This window comes from Aristaeella hokkaidonensis, assembly GCF_018128945.1.
GTDB classification, from domain to species: Bacteria; Bacillota; Clostridia; order Christensenellales; family Aristaeellaceae; genus Aristaeella; species Aristaeella hokkaidonensis.
The window spans coordinates 1,811,030-1,829,603 of sequence record NZ_CP068393.1; the positions used below are offsets into that span (position 1 = coordinate 1,811,030).

The window sequence follows — 18,574 nt, forward strand, 5'->3', positions numbered from 1 at the left end:
TTTATTTATTGACTTGAAGTCAACTCTATGGTTTAAGATATTTAAAACAATTGTCGAAGGAAAAGAGGTCAGCATATGGACAGAAATACCCCTTTGTATGATACAGGCCTTTCGAACGAAGCCCGTGCGAAATGGCTCGTTTCCCAAATGTCGGTTGAGGAAAAGTTCAGCTGGTTCTCCCTGCGGGTCCGGAACGACCGTCTGGGGATCATCGCCTCCACCTGCGGCGGCGAGGGAGCCCACGGCGTTCAGGCCCGGGCCGGTCAGGGAGAGCTGTATCCGCCGACTCCGACCACTTCCTTTACCCAGCCCATCGGTATGGCCGCAACTTTTGACCGGGAGCTGATCCGCAAAGCCGGTGACGTGACCGGAAAGGAATCCCGCGCCTTCGGAAATGCTGTCGGCAAGGGCGGTCACGGCCGCCTTGCGCCCACTGTCGATCTGTGCCGTGATCCCCGCTGGGGCCGGAACGAAGAAGGATACGGCGAAGACCCGTACCTGACCGGTAAGATGGCCTCCGCATACATCACCGGCATGCAGGACGAGCATAACTATGACGGCACGCCCCTTGCCCCCGGTGCCCGGGGAGACCGTATCCGGACCGCCGCGGTACTGAAGCACTTTTATGCCAACAATCAGGAATACCGGCGCGCATACGACAGCTTTGACATCAGCGACAAGGTCAAGTACGACTATGAACTGGAGCCTTTCCGCTATTGCGCTCAGGAAGGCCATGCGGAAGGCGTTATGACCTCCTATAATGAGATCAATCATCTGCCCGCCATGCTCAACCATGAGGTTCAGGACATCCTGAAGGATCAGTGGGGCATTCAGTATGCCATGACGGACGGCGGCGATTTCCTGCAGACCGTAAACTTCCATCATTATTATGAATCCCATGCGGAAACCCTGGCTGAGGGTGTGAAAGCCGGTGTGGACGCCATGCTGGACAATCAGACCGAGGTCGTTAAAGCGGCAAAGGAAGCCTATGAGCGCGGCCTGATCAGCGAAGAAGAAATGGATAAATCTATTGTCTGCACGGTTGTAGAGCTGATCCGCCAGGGTGCCTTCGATCCGGAGGACCCCTATGCCGAACTGGATATGGCTGATGTGGGGACGGATGAGGCGAAACGGATCTCCCTGGAAATGAGCAAGGCCTCCAACGTCCTGCTGAAAAACGAGAACCATTTCCTGCCCTTCTCAAAAGAGGACGATATTGCTCTGATCGGATTTGTGGGAAACAATTGGTACATGGACTGGTACGCCGGAAAGCCGCTGTACAGGGTGACGCTGAAGGCCGGCCTGGAAAAGAAGATGCACCGGACAATTCCCTATGAAAGCGGACAAACCCTGTTCCGCTTCAGGGCCGGAGACAAGTATATCGGCGCCAGCCTTCCGGCGCGGATCCCGTGGGGAACCCCTGATCCCGGCCCGGCAGAATTAATCCTGGTGGATAAAGCGGAAGATGCCGTCGTCTTCGAACAGCTGAACTGGGGCTGCGGCAGCAATTTCCTCTACGCTCCCGAATTCAGGAAATACGCGACGGTGGGACCGGACGGAAAGATCACCCTGTCTTCCGATGAACCATTCACCTTTAAACTCATGGAAAACTTCACCATCGGCAAAGCGGACGCTGTCCGCACACCGCAGCCCCGGAATGCAAACTGCGTGGAGCTCACCGAATACTGGAATGACGAAGCTTGCGACGTGAAGCTCTACTGTTTTGGCAACCGCAACGTCTACCTGGAGGACGGAAAGCTGAAGACGGATCCTCTGGTCCGTCTCGCACCCGAAAGCAACACCAAGGAAGGCGGCAATATTCTGGAAGCCTGGGCCGGTTCCGAAAAGGAAGCGACAGCGCTCACCGTGGAGATTGTCTCCGACGGCATCCAGCGCGCAAAGGAACTGGCCAGGAAAGCAAAAAAGGTCATTGTTGCCCTGGGCTGCAACCCTGTCATGAACGCGAAGGAAGAGATCGACCGGAGCACCATTGAAATGATCCCCCTGCAGCAGAAACTGCTGGAGGCGGTATACGAGGTAAACCCGAACGTCGCGGTTGTCCTGATCACAAACTATCCTTACGCCATCAACTGGATGCAGGAGCATGTGCCGGCCATTCTGCTGAACGCAACCGGTTCCCAGGATCTGGGCAACGGCCTGGCCGCTGCAATCTTTGGGGAAGCGAACCCGGCCGGACGTCTCCCGATGACCTGGTATAAAAGCGATGCAGACCTGCCGCCGATGGAAGACTATGACCTGATCAATCACCCCCGTACCTACCGGTACTTTGACAAACCGGTGCTGTATCCCTTCGGCTACGGCCTGAGCTATGCCGCCTTCGGCTACAGCGGTCTGAAGGTTGAGAAACAGAACGGCGGCCTGCGGGTCTCCGTGAATGTAACGAACACCGGCGCCGTAACCGGCGATGAGGTGGCCCAGTTGTATATCAGGCGCGTATCGCCCTCGAAAACGGTCCACCCGCTGCGCCGGCTTATCGGCTTTGAACGGCTTCACAGCCTCGCACCCGGAGAAAGCGCGGAAGCAGTCTTCGTTGTCAATCCCTGCGACCTGGAAATCTATATGGAGGATGCCGGGAAAAAGGTTATTGAGCCCGGTCAATATCAGGTATACGCCGGCGGCTCCTGCCTGGATGAACAGGTTGCTGCGGAGATCGAATTATAACGTAAGACAGACGACAGTTTATGGAGGCAGGGATACATTCCCCTGTCTCCTTATTTGTGATGCTGAAACTTAAGAAAAGGGCTCCTGATCTCTCAGGAGCCCTTACGTGCGGGAAACAGGACTTGATAGATAACATGGGAGTTACATCGTTCCGATCCGTCTGAACACAACCCATATGGTTTTGAATAAGATATAAATATCCTTTTTGAGAGACCAGTTTTCGATGTATTCCCGGTCCATACGAACCACTGTGTTAAAATCGCGGATATTGCTGCGGCCGCTGACCTGCCAGAGTCCCGTAATTCCAGGCCGTGTGGACATCCTGGACCGGTGATAGGGCTCGTACCGCTGCCATTCGTCCACCGTAGGCGGACGGGTTCCAACCAGGGACATTTCACCTTTCAGGACATTGAAAAACTGAGGAAACTCATCCAGGGACAGGGCGCGGATCCATCCGCCCACCCCCTTCTTCCATTTTCCGTCAGGGCCTTGTTTGCTTCCGATAATGCGCGGATCATTTTCCATCTTGAACATAAGGTGGCCTTCCTGGCCGTTTTCCTTTGCCACCTGCTTTTTCCGTGCTTCCGCATCCATATACATGCTGCGGAACTTATACATCCTGAACTTCTTCCCGTTTTCACCGATCCGGATCTGGGAGAAAAAGATCGGTCCCGGATCAGAGAGCCAGATTGCCAATCCTACAGTCGGAATAAGAAGCAGTGTAATCAGGGCACCGATCAGTCCGCCTGCGATATCCATGATTCGCTTCAGCAGCAGATCACGCCCTGTGACATAACCCAGAGAAGTCGTAATGGTCAGGTGACCGCAGATCCATTCCACGTTCTTATGCCGGGATTCGATGTCATCCAGGGACGTAAGGGCGGTATGAATGGTAATACCTATGCGCATGAGGCTGTTGATAAGGTCCACAGGCATATCTGTTCCGGGCGGAACGTCCAGATACACTTCATCCACCCAGTTATTGGTCAGGTATTGCTCCAGCGTATCAGCTGTAGCCACAACCGGAATCGTGTCCACTTCCGGATACTCCTCCCGCACCTGGTTCAGCGCATGCCTCACCTGTTCTTCGGAAGAATTGGCTCCCATAATCGCCATACCGGAGAATCGGTAGATTCCGTAATTCGAACGGAGAATTCTCGGGATGACTGTCGGAATTTGGGAGGCTTCCAACGCAATCAGCATGGAATGCCGGTTATGGATATGGTGTTTTTTCTTCAGAAAACTCTTGTATACCTGACGCATGATATAACAGGACACCAGATACATCGGCAAGCCATATAGCGTGATCTTCAGCAGGTCTGCTTCAACAGACTGGTCCAGCAGCCGGATAATCAGCAGGACAAGTATCACATTTCCTGTCTGGCTGAGGAGCCGGATCATCTCATCCCACGGTGAATGATGCAGCACACTGTGATAGGTGTCCATGACAATCATCACAACCGTATTCACCAGGATGATTTCCAGGGCCATCCACCAGAAAAAGCGGGAGTTTACACCTTCCTTTTCAACGATCAGGAATGCAGCCAGAAGGCTGACGAAAGCGCAGAGGATGTCCAGAAACATAAAGTCTATATGCTGGGACCAGCCGCGCACCCTTCGTTTGTACATGCTTACACCTGCTTTCCATGATGATTTATACGTCCAGTTTTTTCTCCTGCCTGACCCGGGCGGCGCACAGCAGCACAGCCGGCATCACCAGATGCATTTTCAGCAGCAGGATGACGGCTCCCGCCTTTCGCGGCAGGCCCTTGACTGACACAAAGGACAGCATCTCCGATTCACGGAGTCCCTGCTTCATATGCCGCGCTGCGTCCCGCAGGGAGGGCTCCGTCTGGACACGCCATTTTCCGGTACGGATAATCAGCATTGCCGCGTATTCGTTGAGCTGGCGGCCGATGGTTGGCGTCAGGCCGCTCATATGCTCCCTCATATAGGCGACCAGGTAACCGAAACTTTTTGTGAGGAGGTTCTCCCGGCTTCTGGCACGGATCGAGTCCTCATTGGTTTTATTGTACATATACAAAGGTTCGTTGCATATGTACACGTACTGGCAGTGCAGAAGGCATTCATAGGTCATGGGCACGTCGGTAAAAACGCGGATCCTCTCGTCACGTGTATAATGCCCGACCAGCAGTTCACGCCTGAAAGCCTTATCCCAGGTATGTGCCTGAATCCTGCCCGGATGAAGCCCGGTCCGCGTATCCATAAGCAGATACGGGAAAATTTCCTTCTCCAGTCGTTCCCGGTTGTAGTATCCTTCCGGTACATTGTTCAGCGTATCTTCCATATGATCCGCATATACATTGTGGGCAGCGAAAAGCACCATGTCGGGCAGTTCCGGTGAACCGGATACGGTATCGTGAATGAATTGCAGCATGTTTTCGAGAGCCCAGTCATCCCCGTCCAGGATACAGACATAGTCCCCCCGGGCAGCAAGGATGCCCTTATTCCGGGCGGAAATCAACCCGCCGTTGGGCTTATGGATCACCCGCACGCGGGAATCACAGGCTGCGTAATCATCGCAAATCTGCGGGCACCCATCCGTTGAGCCATCATCCACCAGCAGCAATTCAAAATCGGTATAGGTTTGATTCAGGATACTATCCACGCATTTTCTCAGGTATTTTTCCACATTATATACCGGCACAATAACACTGATCATTCTTCGGTTCTCCCTTCCCCGACTGGGGTGTCCGCATCCTGTGTCTTCCGGTTTCCCGGCAGGATGTTCCTTTTCAGCTGTGAAAGGCTTTCCCGGAACACGTGGTTTCGTCCGTAAATGGCAAAGTAGATCAGATTCGGTACCAGGAAACTCACTGCGGCATTCAGGATCAGGGCCGGCCATGTATCCAGCGTAAACAGGCGGCAGGCAAACCATGATGCTGTGCAGGATGCCAGGGCAGCCGCCGTCAGTCCGCAGAAAAGCCGGATATACCGGCCCAGCTGTTCCCGGGGGAACACTTCCCTGAACAGGTTGTGGAACAGCCAGGGAATCTGGATAGCAACGATGGAGATAACCGAGGAAAGCAGCACCCCGTACAGCCCCAGCCACCGGACCGTGGCCAGGTTCAGGCCCAGATTGACCAGCGCCGCCGTCAGGGGCCTCCAGCGGTCCTGCCGCCATATGCCCGCTGCATCCTTGAACATATTGACCAGCTTATTGGCACCCATGGAGTAGTAATAAACGACGAAGCAAAGCACCAGCCCCATGGGGAGCATATTCTCTTCGCCCATCCAGAGATTCATAAACGGCTGGAATACACACAGCAGCATGGAGCTGCTCACCCCCAGCACCCAACTGAACAGGAGGCTGATCTTTTCCAGGTCCCGGTAATTCGCTTCCCGGCTCTCCATGACCATCTTGTTGCCCACTCCGGCCATACAGGCGTTGAGAAGCACCACCAGCATGATCCGCAGTGCGGTAATCACAAAATAGTAATTCTGATAAAGTGCCAGGACGGTCAGGCCCATAAAAGCGGAGATCACCAGGGTGTCCGCGGAATCAAAAACCGTGGCGGAAAGCTTGGAAGTAAAAAGATCCCGTACCCTGCGCAGAATATCCATTCGCTTTTCTTTCGGCAGGTTTCCTTCGGGCACGTATCGGGGATACATTCTGGACGCGTACACCGCCGTCAGCACGTTCACGGTAATCTGGCTCAGCAGCTGGACGGACAGGTAGAGATAATAATCCCGTATAAAAACCAGGATCAGGATCTTCAGGGTATATTCCGTGATCCGCACCGCCAGGCTGACCTTGCTGATTACATCCCGCCGCTGGTGCGCCTGGAGCAGGCTGCTTTTGTAAGCGAACAGCCAGTACGTCACCACCGTGTTCCCCAGGTTCATCAGGTACAGGACGTACAGGTTCATGCCGGCGGGGACATCCCCCTTGATGAGTCCCGGCAGAACAGGGATCAGGAGCAGCCCCAGCATGGCGATTACCAGTCCGATGATCCGGTAGAGGGTACGATACAGGCGCAGCAGGGCGCAGATGGTCCGGGTATCATCTTCGGCAATGGGTTTGTACATGCTGAATACCATTGCGCTGCCCACGCCGAGCTCTGCCAGGTTCAGGAAGGTCAGGAGCGACTTGAACAGGCCGTTCAGGCCCAGGTATTCTGTTCCCAGGCAATGCAGCATGACAGAGCGAATGACAAACGGAAACAGCAGGTTGGCCATTTCCAGTGTCCCGTCAAACACAATGTTCCTTGTCGCGTTTCTGGTGCGTTCAAGCTTCATGCCGATTGCTGCAGTCCTTTCAGTTGGATTTCAGGGATTTCCGGGCAGGATACCTCCAGCCGTATGCCCGATCTCAGCCGTCCAGGAGTCTCCTGTACAGCCTGTCCGTCTGCTCCGCAATCTCCTGCCAGGTATACTTGGACGAAATCACTTCCCGGGCTTCACTGCGATATGCTTCCGCCTGATCGGGATGGTCGCACAGGTTCTGCAGCGTCTCCCGCAGGGCTTCCGCGTTCCCGCGGGGAAAAGTGAGGCCGCAGCCGTTCATAACAGCTGTACACTCCCTGATATCGGATGTCACGCAGCAGCAGCCGTAATTCATAGCCTCCAGCAGGCTGAGCGGCATACCCTCGTGGTCGCTGGGCAGCACATACAGATGCGCATTGCTGTACAGCTCTTCCAGGACAGGCCCCTGCAGGAAACCGGTAAAGATGATGGACGGGGTATCTCCGGCCATTTCATGCAGCTGCTTCACATAGTCATCTGTATCCGATGATCCGCCGGCGATCACCAGCTTCTTATCCGTATGGAGCTTCCGGTATGCATCAATGAGGTAGTGAATTCCTTTTCCCGGATCAAGGCGGCCCACAAAAAGGATGTATCCCCGGGAAACCAGTCCGAACTGCTCGATAATCTCACGAGCCGGCCGAATCTCTGCCGGTTCGACACCGTTGGGAATCAGCACCGTATCCCGTCCGTATTCCCTGAGGAAATACTCCTGCATGCTGGTGTTCAGCACGATAATGCTGTGGGCATGACGAACCGCCGCTTTTTCTCCTCGCAGAATATATGCGGAAGCGAACTTCCCCCATTTCTGACGCTTATGGTCAAGCCCGTGGACAGTCACCACGACCTTTTTGCCCATGAGTCTCGGCAGCCAGCAGAAAACACACGGTCCCTCCGCATGGAAGTGCACCAAATCAAACCGGCTGAATGCCGCCATGATCGTCGCAAGGACTGAGGAGGATACAGCCGCCAGCCCGCGGCGGTCCACCGTCGGCGTCCAGATCAGCCGGACTCCCCGGTATTCCCGTGCCAGGTTCCCTTGTCTCCGAAGCTTCCTGGCCTCTTTGCTTGTCCTGTTATAGCAGGTCACCTTATAGCCGGCCTCCGCGAGATGCGGCGCAAGGTTGCTTACAACAACCTCCACTCCTCCGTCCCTGGAGGGGATGAATTTGTGTCCGATTATTGCGATCCGTTTCGCTTCTTTCTGCACGCTGATCATTCCCTCCTTTCATAACAGACGGGCAAGCCGGTCCTTCAGGCTTCCGGCTGTGCGGTGGAATACGCGCGGGCTTCCATTTCCAGGTAGATCTCCTGAAGTTTCCGCGCTTCCGTATGTATGTCATACCCTGCCTGGCGGACAGTTTCCTTTCCCTGCAGCCGGTTCGTTTCTGTTTGTCTTATCGCTGCAATCTGCCTGGCCCATTCCGCGTCGTCCGTGTCGAGGGAAATCCTTCGCGCTTCCGGAGAGAGCAGGATCTCGTCTGTAACCCGGTCAGAGAACACACACGGCAGTCCGGCTGCCTGCGCCTCGATGCCGACCACCGGAAGTCCTTCAAACAGCGAAGGAAGTACGAAACAGTCCATTGCCTGGTACCATTCGCTGACATCCGCCATCTGCCCGGGCATAATCGTCCTGTCCAGGATTCCGAGGCCGCGCGCCTTCTCCTTCATGGCCTGTTCCAGCTCGCCGGTGCCGATCAGGACGAGGCGGGCTTCAGGAATGTCCCTGGCGGCAGCGGCAAAAATATCCAGCAGCCGGCTATGGTTCTTCTGGACGTTGAATCTGCCCACATGGCCGATCACAAAGCATTTGTCCAGTCCTTGCTGCCGCCTCTTGCGTTCCCGGACTTCCGGCCGGAACCCGAACCGTTCCACGTCGATTGCGTTATGCAGAATGAAGCCGGATGTGTTCCAGCGTTTTTCCCCGTAATAATAGATCCCTGCGTCCCTGCCGCAGCTCCAGTAATCCGTTGCCGCGCCGGGAAGCAGCTGCTTGCAGACCATCTTCAGCGGATACTTGTAATCACGGATAATCCGCGTATTGTGCGCATGCGCAATCCGGATCCGGATTCCGGCGTCTCTGGCGCTTTGGAGAGCATAATACCCCATCGCCTCATTATGCGCGTGAACGATACGGATATCGGGATTGTCGCGCAGAAGCTCCGCCATGTACCGCCTGTACCGGGGAAAATGCAGCGGATTCAGCCCGGGACTGACAAACACCCTCCCGCCCAGGCGGCGGATCTCCTCGTCATATTCGCCCGGTACCGGTTTGTTGGCCAGGAAATCAAACTGGATCCGGCTCCGGTCTATCTCCCGGTAATAGTTCATCAGCATGGTTTCGATTCCCGCACGTCCCATATTGCTGACGGAATGCAGCACACGAAGCATCTTCTTGGGTTCCTCCCCTGCCGCTGTTTGGGGCGCGGCGCCCGTTTCCTGTCATTTTTCCCCGCTCATACGGCTGAGGATCCGGTACGTCCGCTCACAGTTGTTTTCATCCCGAACCGGGAAAAAGGCCTCCAGGCGGTTCCGGTATTCTTCCTGCACCCGGAAATCATTCCCGGCACATTCATATAAGGCGTCCATCACTTCTTCCTCTGTCCTGGCAACAGGACCGAATCCGTGCTTCTCTGCAGAAAAATAGCCTTCCTGGTAATGATATTTCCGGAAATCTTCCAGATCGAACTGATAATATATCACCGGCTTTTCCATATATCCCACGTCAAAGAACACACTGGAATAATCCGTAATCAGCAGGCTGCAGCGCATCAGCAGCGTCTGGACATCATAATCCTTCCAGCTTGCCAGGACAATCCGGTCCGATGGAGCTTTGAACTTATCCAATTCTTCCTGAAGCTCAATGTGAGGATAGAATATCAGCCTGAGATCCCGCTCCTCCAGGAGGCGGAGCAGGCGGGCATTCTCCAGCAGGGACTGGAAATGCCGGTAAAAGGCCGTTCCGTAAAACTGTTCTCCCCGTGGATAGTCCGAACCCCGCCAGGTGGGCATAACAAGGATTTCATTGGAAGGCTTGTTTCCCCGGAGGAGATTGTCATATCTGCATAATCCCGTGTATTGAATCACGCCTTCCGGGAAACCGTATTCAGATACGAGGTAATCGTATTCCATCCTGCTGCCGCTGGCAAAAAAGTCAAGCTTCAGCCCGGGATATCTCATCAGTCTCATGTTGTTCTGAATAATCCCGTGCTGCAGGAAAATCTGTTTCCCCCTTGGCCGGATCCCCATCTGACGAAGATGATAAAAAGCCATCAGGTCGGGCGAGGCAGGCTGGACATGGGTACCAATCAGCATATCTGCAGCCAGATACATCAGATAGTGTTTCAGCGATCTCCATGCAGCGACCTTGCCAAGCTGCGCAACCTTTCCGTAATCCGGGCTGGCCGGATCAATGACAAAGCACACGTTGATCTGCGGCTGCTGTTCCCGCAGATAGCGGAAAAACCAGTATGCGTTATCCCTGGCGTCATACCCGCGTTCCATTACCAGCCAGAGATGGCGGTATGCATTGCTCGTTTTTCTCAGTACCGCGGCGATGGGCCGGAGCAGCGTCAGCAAAAACACATCCTTCAGATAAGCCGGCAGCCGCTTTAGTATGTGCAGCATTTTCCATCATTCTCCCATCTCAATCAGCCGGATCTCATTCATCGCTTCATCCGGTGTCGGCGCTTTCCACCGAACCTGCTTCAGCTTTTCGCGGATCCGGTAGCTGTAACTCATGGGAATCAGTTTCAGGCCGATACAGCTCCAGAAATAGAAAGCTGTATTGTCCGTCAGGTACGTTACGGTCATATAGGCCAATATGGCTATATACAGCAATCCGGTTTCCGTATCATGCTGTTTCATCCAGTAAGAGGGATACAGGATATAATTGATCCCCGCCCACAGGGTGAATCCCAGCGCGCCGAGTTCAATAAAGATCTTCAGGATATCATTGTGCAGCGGAAATGGATGATTGATCAGTCCGTTGCTGTACCAGATATTCACCAGGTCGGTCACGCCTTCGAAGCCCAATCCCTTCCACAGCGGGGAAAGCTCATAGTAGTCATTTGGCAGCTTCCACAGGACATCGCGGCCCATCATGTCAACCCCCAGCGACTCCAGAAACGCCACCAGGATACCGTTCCGCGTCAGGTAGAGATACAGGTAGAAAAACAGAAACAGGCTGATCCCCGTCGCCATGATAAACTTTCCCGGTTTCCGGGCCTTCCGGACCAGCTTTACGAATACACATACAAAAAGCACCGCCGGCAGGACGCTGCGTTTCAATCCCACCAGCATGAAAAATACGGAGAGGATCACCCCCAGGCGCCGGATGCGTTTCTCCGGTTTTGAGCCTTTCGGTGCAAACATCATGTAGTAAATGAAGAACTGTCCGAACAGGAAAGTGATATCATGGATTTCCAGCGCCCGCACAAACCCTTCAGCCTCACCGAACGTGATCAGGCAGGTCACAACGGAAGAAATGCTCTCCACGAAACCGTACTTCGGCATTTCCAGCAGAATGATGGCCGCGTTTGTGGCGCACATGCTGAAAAACATGTAATTGATCGCCCTGTCTTCAAACAGGTAGCACATGAATACACAGTAAATAATAACAATTGTCTGGAACAGGATCTTCTGCCCTGCCCGGCTGATGGATGCTGTCTGGGAAAGATCCGTGATCCATATATACAGGCTGACCAGGGTATAAACGGCAATCATGAGCAGGAAGATGGGAAAATACCCTATTGCCTTCCTGATCTTTGCGAAATCTGCGGTCACAAGGAAACACAGGAATGCACATACGATCGTCCCGAGCACGATGACTTTCGGCAACGCTCCGTATGCATCATTGAGTGTCTTCCAGTCTCCGAGGCCGGCGAAAACGGTGCAGGCAACAGCGAGAAATGCGATAAATACCGGGCATTCCTTTCTTGTTGTTTGCTGCATCCGGCTGTATTCACCATTCAGCAGGGAGTTATTGCGCATCATTTTTTTTCCCCGTGCTTACCGGCTTTGTGCGATTCCGGGTTTTCTCCGGTGCATTTTTACCGGAAACATCCTCTGATTCGGCCTCATTCTGTTCAGAATGCATTCTCTGCAGGGCAAGCCTGAGCAGATCTCTGATTTCAAAAATGTGGTCCTCGCTTGAAACAGCTTTGCCGGAGATATAGTGAACAGTATGTCCCTGATTCAGGTTATTGTATTTCTCAACCTGGCGTCCGATTGCTTTCAGAATCACATCCAGCTTGTCCGGCGGGCATTTCGGGAAGAAGGCGTAGAAGACGCCGCTGCCGTTATGCCCCACAAATCCGTACAGGTCGCCGTAGCTCTTCAGAATCGCCGCAAAGTCCTTCAGCACTTCATCACCGGCTTCCCGTCCGTATTCATTGGACAGGCTGCTCAGGGAATCCATCTTCAATGCTACGCAGGCAAAATTCTCATCCAGCAGTTTGTTCGCCCATTCACTGATATACACGTCGCATCTGGCCCGGTTCGGAATTTGAACGGTTTTATCCACATACCGGAAATAGTCGATAAAGTCCAGTGCTCTTCCCAGCAGTACAGCTCCGATGCCGCCCACCAGCACAAACAATATGATGGCAAGCACAAGGTACAGCTTGATGTTCACAGTCGGCTGAACATTGATGCTGCTGATCATCGCCAGATAATTTGCGCTCAGCTGGCGGTTCAGTTCGCGTCCCGTGTTTTCCACGTACTGATAGTATTTGTTTGCCAGTTCTGCACAGCGATTGATCTTTTCACGGATTTCTTCGGAACTGAAAGTCTTCCGCCCCTGTGCATGGTCCTCGGCCTCAAACACAGACAGCAGGTATTCCTTGTGTTCCTTCTCGATTGTTTTCTGCCGGACATCGATGTTCAGGTCCACATATTCCTGGATCAGGCCGTCATATGTTGTTTCCTTGTTACTATGCTCATGATTGTATTCAACATCCTTCAGGATGGATTCCGTTCCGTTCTCCGCACTTTGATAATGATAATCCATCATTTCCTTGTTGCGGATGCTGTAATTGTCAATCAGTTTTTTCAGGGATTTTGACCGTTCCTGCCGGTTTTCGATATACAGCTGCAGATCCTCGCAGTCTTTTGTCAGCCGGCTCACCAGCAGGTCGCTGTCATTCGTCTCCGCATTGGACAGTATTGCCGCATAGAGGCCGGGAATTTCGTAATTGTACAGCAGGCGGTAGATACGGTACAGGTCGTTGTATGTATATCCCGTGTCCACCGACCGGAAATACGGATAGTCTTCCCGTTTGCTCAGCAGGTAATCCAGCATTTCCGAAATGGAATCCTCCATCACCTGCGTACTTTCCACATAGTCATAGTTCCCTTCCGCCAGCACGGAAACGCCGTTGCCCTGCAGCGGTTCCTCCACATACTTTCCTGCATAGAACTCGTAATAATTCTTGATGATGGCGTCCAGCATGTTCCAGGCATAATCCTCACCGGTATCATTGTTGCCGATAAAATATACCCGGTACGTATCCGTAACATAGGAGGGATCCTCACCCTTTTCCACCAGGGCTTCATTCAGCTTCTGCTGTGTTTCCGGAACCACTTCCTCCACATAGCAGTTGGAGCGGACAGAATCAATATTGGAATGAAATCCCAGGTCTGCCATGGCAGCGTCAATCACCGTCGAAGAATAGATTTCTTCCACATTCAGGGGACTTCCGTCCGGTGTATACCCCTCTTTGGCAGCGGAGTTGGTATACTGGATCACCGTGGAAGCCACATACCGCTGCTGGGATTTGGCGTAGAAATAGATAAACAGGGAGCCGATCACGGACAGAAGAAAGATCAGCAGGCTGAATTTCTTCAGATAGCGCAGAATGCTGAATTGTCTCATACTTCTTTCTCCTTGTCTGAAAGAATCTTCCACAGCAGCACGCAGGCCAGTAACGCGATCAGGGCCAGCACGGAATAAAGGAGAGAATGAACGAGGTCAATCTGATCCTTAAAGCCCCTGCTGTCATCGCTGAAACTGATATAGTTGCGGGCTCTTGCGCTCGTATATGCGCTGTCCGCCGTCTGGATATCAGCGGCAAGTTTATCCAGTGTTTCGTCCATCTCGTGGATCATAGCGTCAGCCTTCGCTTTTTTCTTCCGGTCAGACAGCCTTGTCTTCAGCTTTTCAGTCAGATAAGTGCTGTATTCAATCTGCTCCAGCCGTTCTGTCGCGCCTGCAAGCTGCGCGTCGGCGTGAAGGGCCATATTGTCCATCCCGGTTTTGGTCCTGGACATATAATACTGCATCGTCTGATCCTGGGTAGGAATCATGACAACAGCGCTCATTGCCGCATCGTACATCCGGATTCCATTGTTGTCCTCATCGTACGCGGCCATCAGTTTGCTGTACATCAGCCGATCCATACGTATTTTGTAATCCAGCATGCTGATAAGGCCAGCCCGGTCATTCGCTATGCCGTTTTCAATCACATAGGATCGGAGTTTTGCGAGGTCATAGTCATAGAAGTTATTCACCCGCTGTTCCAGCGCTGAAAAAGTAATTCCGGTATCCGGTTCCTGATAGTTTTTGCTTTCCCGCCTGCGAAGCTGTACATATTTCTCCAGCTGGCTGCACTTCAGGTCCAGCAGATCAACCGCGGTCAGATACTCGTCATTGAATTTCAGGTCATCAATCTCAAAAGACAGGATGGAGTGATTGTATCCGTAGTGCTCCACGAAGTACTCGCGATACGCTTTGCAAAGAAGTGAAAGCATATCTTCCGCGGTTCTTCCGGCCATAGCCCCGTTGACTGTAAACTCCACAACAAACGAGGTGCTGATATAGTTCACGCTGCCGCTGATGCTTTTATCATGCGTTGCCTGGACGTTGATGCATTCGCTCAGTTCTTTCGGAGTGATCTTTCCTTCCAGGCCGGCATATTCAATCAGCCGTTCCATCACTTCGCCGCCCTGGATCTCGAAGATGTTGAACCGCGTCCTGTTGGGCGTCAGGCCTTTGGAAGCTTCCTCATAATCCAGCGACAGCACAGTGCTGGCCGTGTGCTTGTTTACAAAATAGTGATAACCGCACAATGCCAGGAAAACAAGCATAAAAACAATGAGAAAGAAACGCCACCTCTTCCGGAATACTTTCAAAGCATTTCGCATGCCGTTCCATACTTTGCCGGAAATTCCGGGCGTTCCTGCGGATTCGCCAGTCCGGATTTTGTTCTTCTCTTTCATTCCTTCTCCTTCTTATCTTTCAGGTCATCCTGCAGACGTGCTGTGCGGCGGTTGTACACCGGGAATTCCTAATACCGGTCAATATCGATCACAACCAGTTCCGGCATGTTATTGATCCGCGGCGGGAACGGTTTGGAATCGCCGAGTCCCGCGCTAACGATCAGTTTCTGTTGGTTCTGCAGCGTGTATTCCCCCGCAGTAAAGCGCGGGAAGAATCCTTCTTCGTCCGAATACAGGCCTCCGGCAAAAGGCAGGTTCACAATCCCGCCGTGCACGTGTCCCGCGATTCCCAGGTCGAAATCATATCCGGCCAGCTGCGGTTCAAAGAGGATCGGAACATGGGTCATCAGAATGCTGTACGCAGATGGATTGATCACGGTTTTATCCATGAATTCCCGTCCGCCGTATGCTTCAAATCCGTGAGCGCTGCCTTCCACTCCGATCAGCTGGATCACGTCATTTCCGATCCGGACCTCTTCAGTCGCGTTGCGCAGCAGCTTCAGCCCCGCGTCTCTGAACTTCCCGGGCAGTTCCTGGTCGTCCCGGTAATAAATGCGTTCGCTCTCATGATTTCCGAGAACCCCGTAACACGGCGCGATCCCGGATAATGAGGACACAAGATTCAGCATGGGCCGGTAGTCATCCTGTTCCCGGATCACCATATCGCCCGGGATAAGAATCAGATCTGGTTTCAGGGCTCGGATGTCAGAAATCAGCGTTTCGTTGTTTTCCCCGTATTCCCGGTTATGAATATCGGAGACAACCGCGATCCGGATGTTGTCACTGACTTTTCCGGATGTCTCCTGATAGAATCTGATCAGGTAATGGGTCTGCGTATACTGGCTGTAAAAATACACAGCTGCAGTAATGATCGCCAGGATCAATACCAAAACGATCAGTACACGAAAGAACTTCCGCAAAAAACGGTTTTTCCGCCTTGCCGTTTTCTTTTTTACAAGTACGGTATCAGTACTCATGTAAACGTTTACTCCTGAGTTTAGATTTTTGCATAGTTGTTTTTCCTATTATATCAGCTGAATATATGAAAAACAAGGTGATTTACGTTACACTTTTGCATTCTGCAATCATGAAATAATATGATTGGATCATAAAGTACATACATCATACCGGAGCAATGGCAAAGAAACCGCAGCCGGATGATCGGAAGTAAAAAGAAAAGAGCTCTTGATCTCTCAAGAGCTCTACGTGCGGGAAACAGGACTTGAACCTGCAAGTACGTACGTACACATGAACCTGAATCATGCGCGTCTGCCAATTCCGCCATTCCCGCAAGTATGGTGGGCAGGGGTGGATTCGAACCACCGAAGCTAATAGCGGCAGATTTACAGTCTGCTCCCTTTGGCCACTCGGGAACCTACCCATATGATGTCCCTCTTGACCCAAAGGGTGGAGCTGGCGATGGGACTCGAACCCGCAACCTGCTGATTACAAATCAGCTGCTCTGCCAATTGAGCTACGCCAGCACGAAGCTCGTTCTGCGAGTCCTACCGTAAAAGTGGCGACCCGGAAGGGGCTCGAACCCTCGACCTCCAGCGTGACAGGCTGGCGCTCTAACCAACTGAGCTACCGGGCCAAATGGCTGTGGGCCTTCAGGGACTTGAACCCCGGACCAACCGGTTATGAGCCGGCCGCTCTGACCAACTGAGCTAAAGGCCCATATCGGAAAGGAAGAAAAAGTGACTCCGCCGGGATTCGAACCCGGGTAGCCGCCGTGAAAGGGCGGTGTCTTAGGCCTCTTGACCACGGAGCCACGTACGAGGTGATTTGAGTCGGGGTGAAGGGATTCGAACCCCCGGCCCCATGCTCCCAAAGCACGTGCGCTAGCCAGACTGCGCTACACCCCGGTGCATCCTTCCCACGGTCTATCCCGCAGGCGACTGTCATAATATACACGATTTTTTGACGGATGTCAATCACTATTTTTTCCATTACGGAAGAAATTTTTTACGTGCTGAATCAGTCCCTGTCGTGTATGTGTGCCTGCCCGGATCAGTCCTTGTCTTATGCTTCCTTCTTATCCAGCGTGGACATAAACCAGGCAATCGCAAACCCGATGATCAGGCAGGCAATGCTTGCAATCCAGTTTCCGGTATTTGCGATCTGGAAGCATTCCCTGTTCTGCATCAGCAGTGCCACAGGAGATCCGATCACCAGGCCGAAAATCGCGGAGAAGGTCAGCGCGGCATGCTTTTTAAGCAGGAAGTTCATCAGCTTCGCGATGAACACGATGCCCACAAGAAGTCCGATGACATAGGGTGCCAGAATCGCCAGGCTGGACCAGTCCCCGCCCCGCAGGTCATTCATGGCATTGATAACCGGGTTGTAGTAGCCCAGGAGCATCAGGATCATGGAGCCGGAGATACCCGGAATGACCATGGTGGAGGAAGCAATTGCGCCCAGCGGGATCATCAGCAGGATGGTTCCGATGGAATGATCCACTGTCCGCGCTTCCGGAGGATTCAGCAGGGGCAGAACCACTACCAGCGCCAGGAAGACCAGGAACAGGATCACGCCGGGGATCTTGGCGCTCTTCATATTGACCCGCTTGTAAATGGCGGGAAGTCCCCCGAGAATCAGGCCGATGAACGCGAAATTGGTGGGCAGGCGGGTGATCGGAATCTCCGCGGACTTCGTTCCCAGCAGGGTGCCGATGAGCGCGGCAAATGCAAACAGGCCGATCAGCACGCCGATGATAATCGGCAGAAGATCCTTGAAGTTCTTCTTGAACTGCTTGAAAAGGTTGTTCACCGCATAGATCACGCGGTCATAAATACCCATGGACACCGCCATGGTTCCGCCGGATACACCGGGGATGATATTGGAAACGCCGATAACGGCTCCGCGCAGAATGTCAAGAATCCACTGCAGCATTGAACTAACCTTCCCTTCAGGCAAAAAGTTGTACGCCGTTGATAACAATCAGGCTTCCTACACCCATAATGATGGCAGCCAGCAGGACGCCCAGCAGCACAGCAATGACGCTGGATTTGAAATCCATATCCAGGATGCTTGCAGCCAGGGTGCCCGTCCATGCGCCGGTTCCGGGAAGCGGAATGCCGACAAACAGCAGAAGCGCGATGAAAAGTCCCTTGGTGCCGGCCTTTTCCTTCAGCTTTTCGCCAGCTTTGTGACCCTTTTCCAGGCAGAAAGTAAAGAAGCGCCCGATGTATTTTTTATCCTTGCCCCATTCCAGCACCTTGCGTGCAAAGAAAAAGATCACCGGCACCGGCAGCATATTGGCCACCATGCATACGATATAAGCAGGCAGGGTGGGAATCCCGTTGGCCAGTGCGTAAGGTAAAGCGCCCCTGAGCTCGATCAGGGGAACCATGGAAATCAAAAATGAAATAATGTAATGTTTCAGCATATATCCTCCGGCGGGCATTAT

13 protein-coding genes and 7 tRNA genes are annotated in these 18,574 nt (G+C 53.1%); 1 reads left to right on the plus strand and 19 read right to left on the minus strand.

Translation table 11 applies throughout. The features are described 5' to 3' along the window. The first annotated feature begins 75 nt into the window (after window positions 1-75). Window positions 76-2,682: a beta-glucosidase gene (locus JYE49_RS08120; RefSeq protein ID WP_093957172.1), complete on the plus strand. Its 2,607-nt coding sequence runs from the start codon at window positions 76-78 to the stop codon at window positions 2,680-2,682. Between the two features lie 141 nt (window positions 2,683-2,823). On the opposite strand, the gene JYE49_RS08125 is transcribed toward JYE49_RS08120, so the two are convergent. From JYE49_RS08125 to JYE49_RS08215, 19 genes are all read right to left on the minus strand, one after another. Beyond that, the gene (locus tag JYE49_RS08125; RefSeq protein ID WP_093957171.1) at window positions 2,824-4,311 is read right to left on the minus strand and encodes a sugar transferase; all 1,488 of its coding nucleotides are present in this window, start codon (window positions 4,309-4,311) and stop codon (window positions 2,824-2,826) included. A 25-nt stretch (window positions 4,312-4,336) separates the two neighbouring features. After that, window positions 4,337-5,365 carry a glycosyltransferase family 2 protein gene (locus JYE49_RS08130; RefSeq protein WP_093957170.1) on the minus strand — a complete coding sequence of 343 codons (1,029 nt, stop codon included), beginning with the start codon at window positions 5,363-5,365 and terminating at the stop codon, window positions 4,337-4,339. Next, a complete protein-coding gene (locus tag JYE49_RS08135) occupies window positions 5,362-6,942 on the minus strand; it encodes an MATE family efflux transporter (RefSeq protein ID WP_093957169.1) in 1,581 nt (526 codons plus the stop codon). Before JYE49_RS08135 ends, JYE49_RS08130 begins: the two co-directional genes overlap by 4 nt. A 73-nt stretch (window positions 6,943-7,015) precedes the next feature. Beyond that, window positions 7,016-8,158, minus strand: a complete 1,143-nt coding sequence (locus JYE49_RS08140; RefSeq protein WP_346763115.1) for a glycosyltransferase family 4 protein — start codon at window positions 8,156-8,158, stop codon at window positions 7,016-7,018. Between the two features lie 44 nt (window positions 8,159-8,202). After that, window positions 8,203-9,339, minus strand: coding sequence for a glycosyltransferase family 1 protein (locus JYE49_RS08145; protein WP_093957167.1), 1,137 nt, complete (start codon window positions 9,337-9,339; stop codon window positions 8,203-8,205). A gap of 51 nt (window positions 9,340-9,390) precedes the next feature. Continuing rightward, the gene (locus JYE49_RS08150) at window positions 9,391-10,575 is read right to left on the minus strand and encodes a CDP-glycerol glycerophosphotransferase family protein (protein ID WP_093957166.1); all 1,185 of its coding nucleotides are present in this window, start codon (window positions 10,573-10,575) and stop codon (window positions 9,391-9,393) included. Between the two features lie 6 nt (window positions 10,576-10,581). After that, window positions 10,582-11,943: an O-antigen ligase family protein gene (locus JYE49_RS08155; RefSeq protein WP_143754490.1), complete on the minus strand. Its 1,362-nt coding sequence runs from the start codon at window positions 11,941-11,943 to the stop codon at window positions 10,582-10,584. Then, window positions 11,930-13,822 (minus strand): GGDEF domain-containing protein, encoded by a 1,893-nt coding sequence (locus JYE49_RS08160; RefSeq protein ID WP_093957164.1) that lies wholly within the window; start codon window positions 13,820-13,822, stop codon window positions 11,930-11,932. Before JYE49_RS08160 ends, JYE49_RS08155 begins: the two co-directional genes overlap by 14 nt. Next, complete coding sequence (locus JYE49_RS08165; RefSeq protein WP_093957163.1) at window positions 13,819-15,165, minus strand: YveK family protein; 1,347 nt, start codon at window positions 15,163-15,165, stop codon at window positions 13,819-13,821. Before JYE49_RS08165 ends, JYE49_RS08160 begins: the two co-directional genes overlap by 4 nt. Before the next feature lie 68 nt (window positions 15,166-15,233). Beyond that, on the minus strand, window positions 15,234-16,142 hold the full coding sequence (locus tag JYE49_RS08170) for a metallophosphoesterase (RefSeq protein WP_093957162.1): 909 nt from the start codon (window positions 16,140-16,142) through the stop codon (window positions 15,234-15,236). Between the two features lie 230 nt (window positions 16,143-16,372). Beyond that, window positions 16,373-16,456 (minus strand) — tRNA-Leu (locus JYE49_RS08175). Between the two features lie 5 nt (window positions 16,457-16,461). Continuing rightward, window positions 16,462-16,546 (minus strand) — tRNA-Tyr (locus tag JYE49_RS08180). Window positions 16,547-16,573: 27 nt separating this feature from the next. After that, a tRNA-Thr gene (locus JYE49_RS08185) sits at window positions 16,574-16,649 on the minus strand. A gap of 33 nt (window positions 16,650-16,682) precedes the next feature. Continuing rightward, window positions 16,683-16,759: transfer RNA gene (locus JYE49_RS08190), tRNA-Asp, on the minus strand. 9 nt (window positions 16,760-16,768) lie between these two features. Then, window positions 16,769-16,842 (minus strand) — tRNA-Ile (locus tag JYE49_RS08195). A gap of 21 nt (window positions 16,843-16,863) precedes the next feature. Continuing rightward, window positions 16,864-16,936: transfer RNA gene (locus JYE49_RS08200), tRNA-Glu, on the minus strand. A gap of 19 nt (window positions 16,937-16,955) precedes the next feature. Further along, window positions 16,956-17,030, minus strand: a tRNA-Pro gene (locus JYE49_RS08205). Window positions 17,031-17,187: 157 nt separating this feature from the next. Next, complete coding sequence (locus tag JYE49_RS08210; protein ID WP_093957161.1) at window positions 17,188-18,057, minus strand: DUF368 domain-containing protein; 870 nt, start codon at window positions 18,055-18,057, stop codon at window positions 17,188-17,190. 16 nt (window positions 18,058-18,073) lie between these two features. Further along, window positions 18,074-18,553, minus strand: coding sequence for a COG2426 family protein (locus tag JYE49_RS08215; protein WP_093957160.1), 480 nt, complete (start codon window positions 18,551-18,553; stop codon window positions 18,074-18,076). Window positions 18,554-18,574 lie beyond the last annotated feature (21 nt).

Excerpts from the sequence above, each read along its gene's own strand:
- JYE49_RS08120 (WP_093957172.1), top strand. The coding sequence starts at position 76 with ATGGACAGAAATACCCCTTTGTATGATACAGGCCTTTCGAACGAAGCC.
- JYE49_RS08125 (WP_093957171.1), bottom strand. The coding sequence starts at position 4,311 with ATGTACAAACGAAGGGTGCGCGGCTGGTCCCAGCATATAGACTTTATG.
- JYE49_RS08130 (WP_093957170.1), bottom strand. The coding sequence starts at position 5,365 with ATGATCAGTGTTATTGTGCCGGTATATAATGTGGAAAAATACCTGAGA.
- JYE49_RS08135 (WP_093957169.1), bottom strand. The coding sequence starts at position 6,942 with ATGAAGCTTGAACGCACCAGAAACGCGACAAGGAACATTGTGTTTGAC.
- JYE49_RS08145 (WP_093957167.1), bottom strand. The coding sequence starts at position 9,339 with ATGCTTCGTGTGCTGCATTCCGTCAGCAATATGGGACGTGCGGGAATC.
- JYE49_RS08150 (WP_093957166.1), bottom strand. The coding sequence starts at position 10,575 with ATGCTGCACATACTAAAGCGGCTGCCGGCTTATCTGAAGGATGTGTTT.
- JYE49_RS08155 (WP_143754490.1), bottom strand. The coding sequence starts at position 11,943 with ATGATGCGCAATAACTCCCTGCTGAATGGTGAATACAGCCGGATGCAG.
- JYE49_RS08160 (WP_093957164.1), bottom strand. The coding sequence starts at position 13,822 with ATGAGACAATTCAGCATTCTGCGCTATCTGAAGAAATTCAGCCTGCTG.
- JYE49_RS08165 (WP_093957163.1), bottom strand. The coding sequence starts at position 15,165 with ATGAAAGAGAAGAACAAAATCCGGACTGGCGAATCCGCAGGAACGCCC.
- JYE49_RS08170 (WP_093957162.1), bottom strand. The coding sequence starts at position 16,142 with ATGAGTACTGATACCGTACTTGTAAAAAAGAAAACGGCAAGGCGGAAA.
- JYE49_RS08210 (WP_093957161.1), bottom strand. The coding sequence starts at position 18,057 with ATGCTGCAGTGGATTCTTGACATTCTGCGCGGAGCCGTTATCGGCGTT.
- JYE49_RS08215 (WP_093957160.1), bottom strand. The coding sequence starts at position 18,553 with ATGCTGAAACATTACATTATTTCATTTTTGATTTCCATGGTTCCCCTG.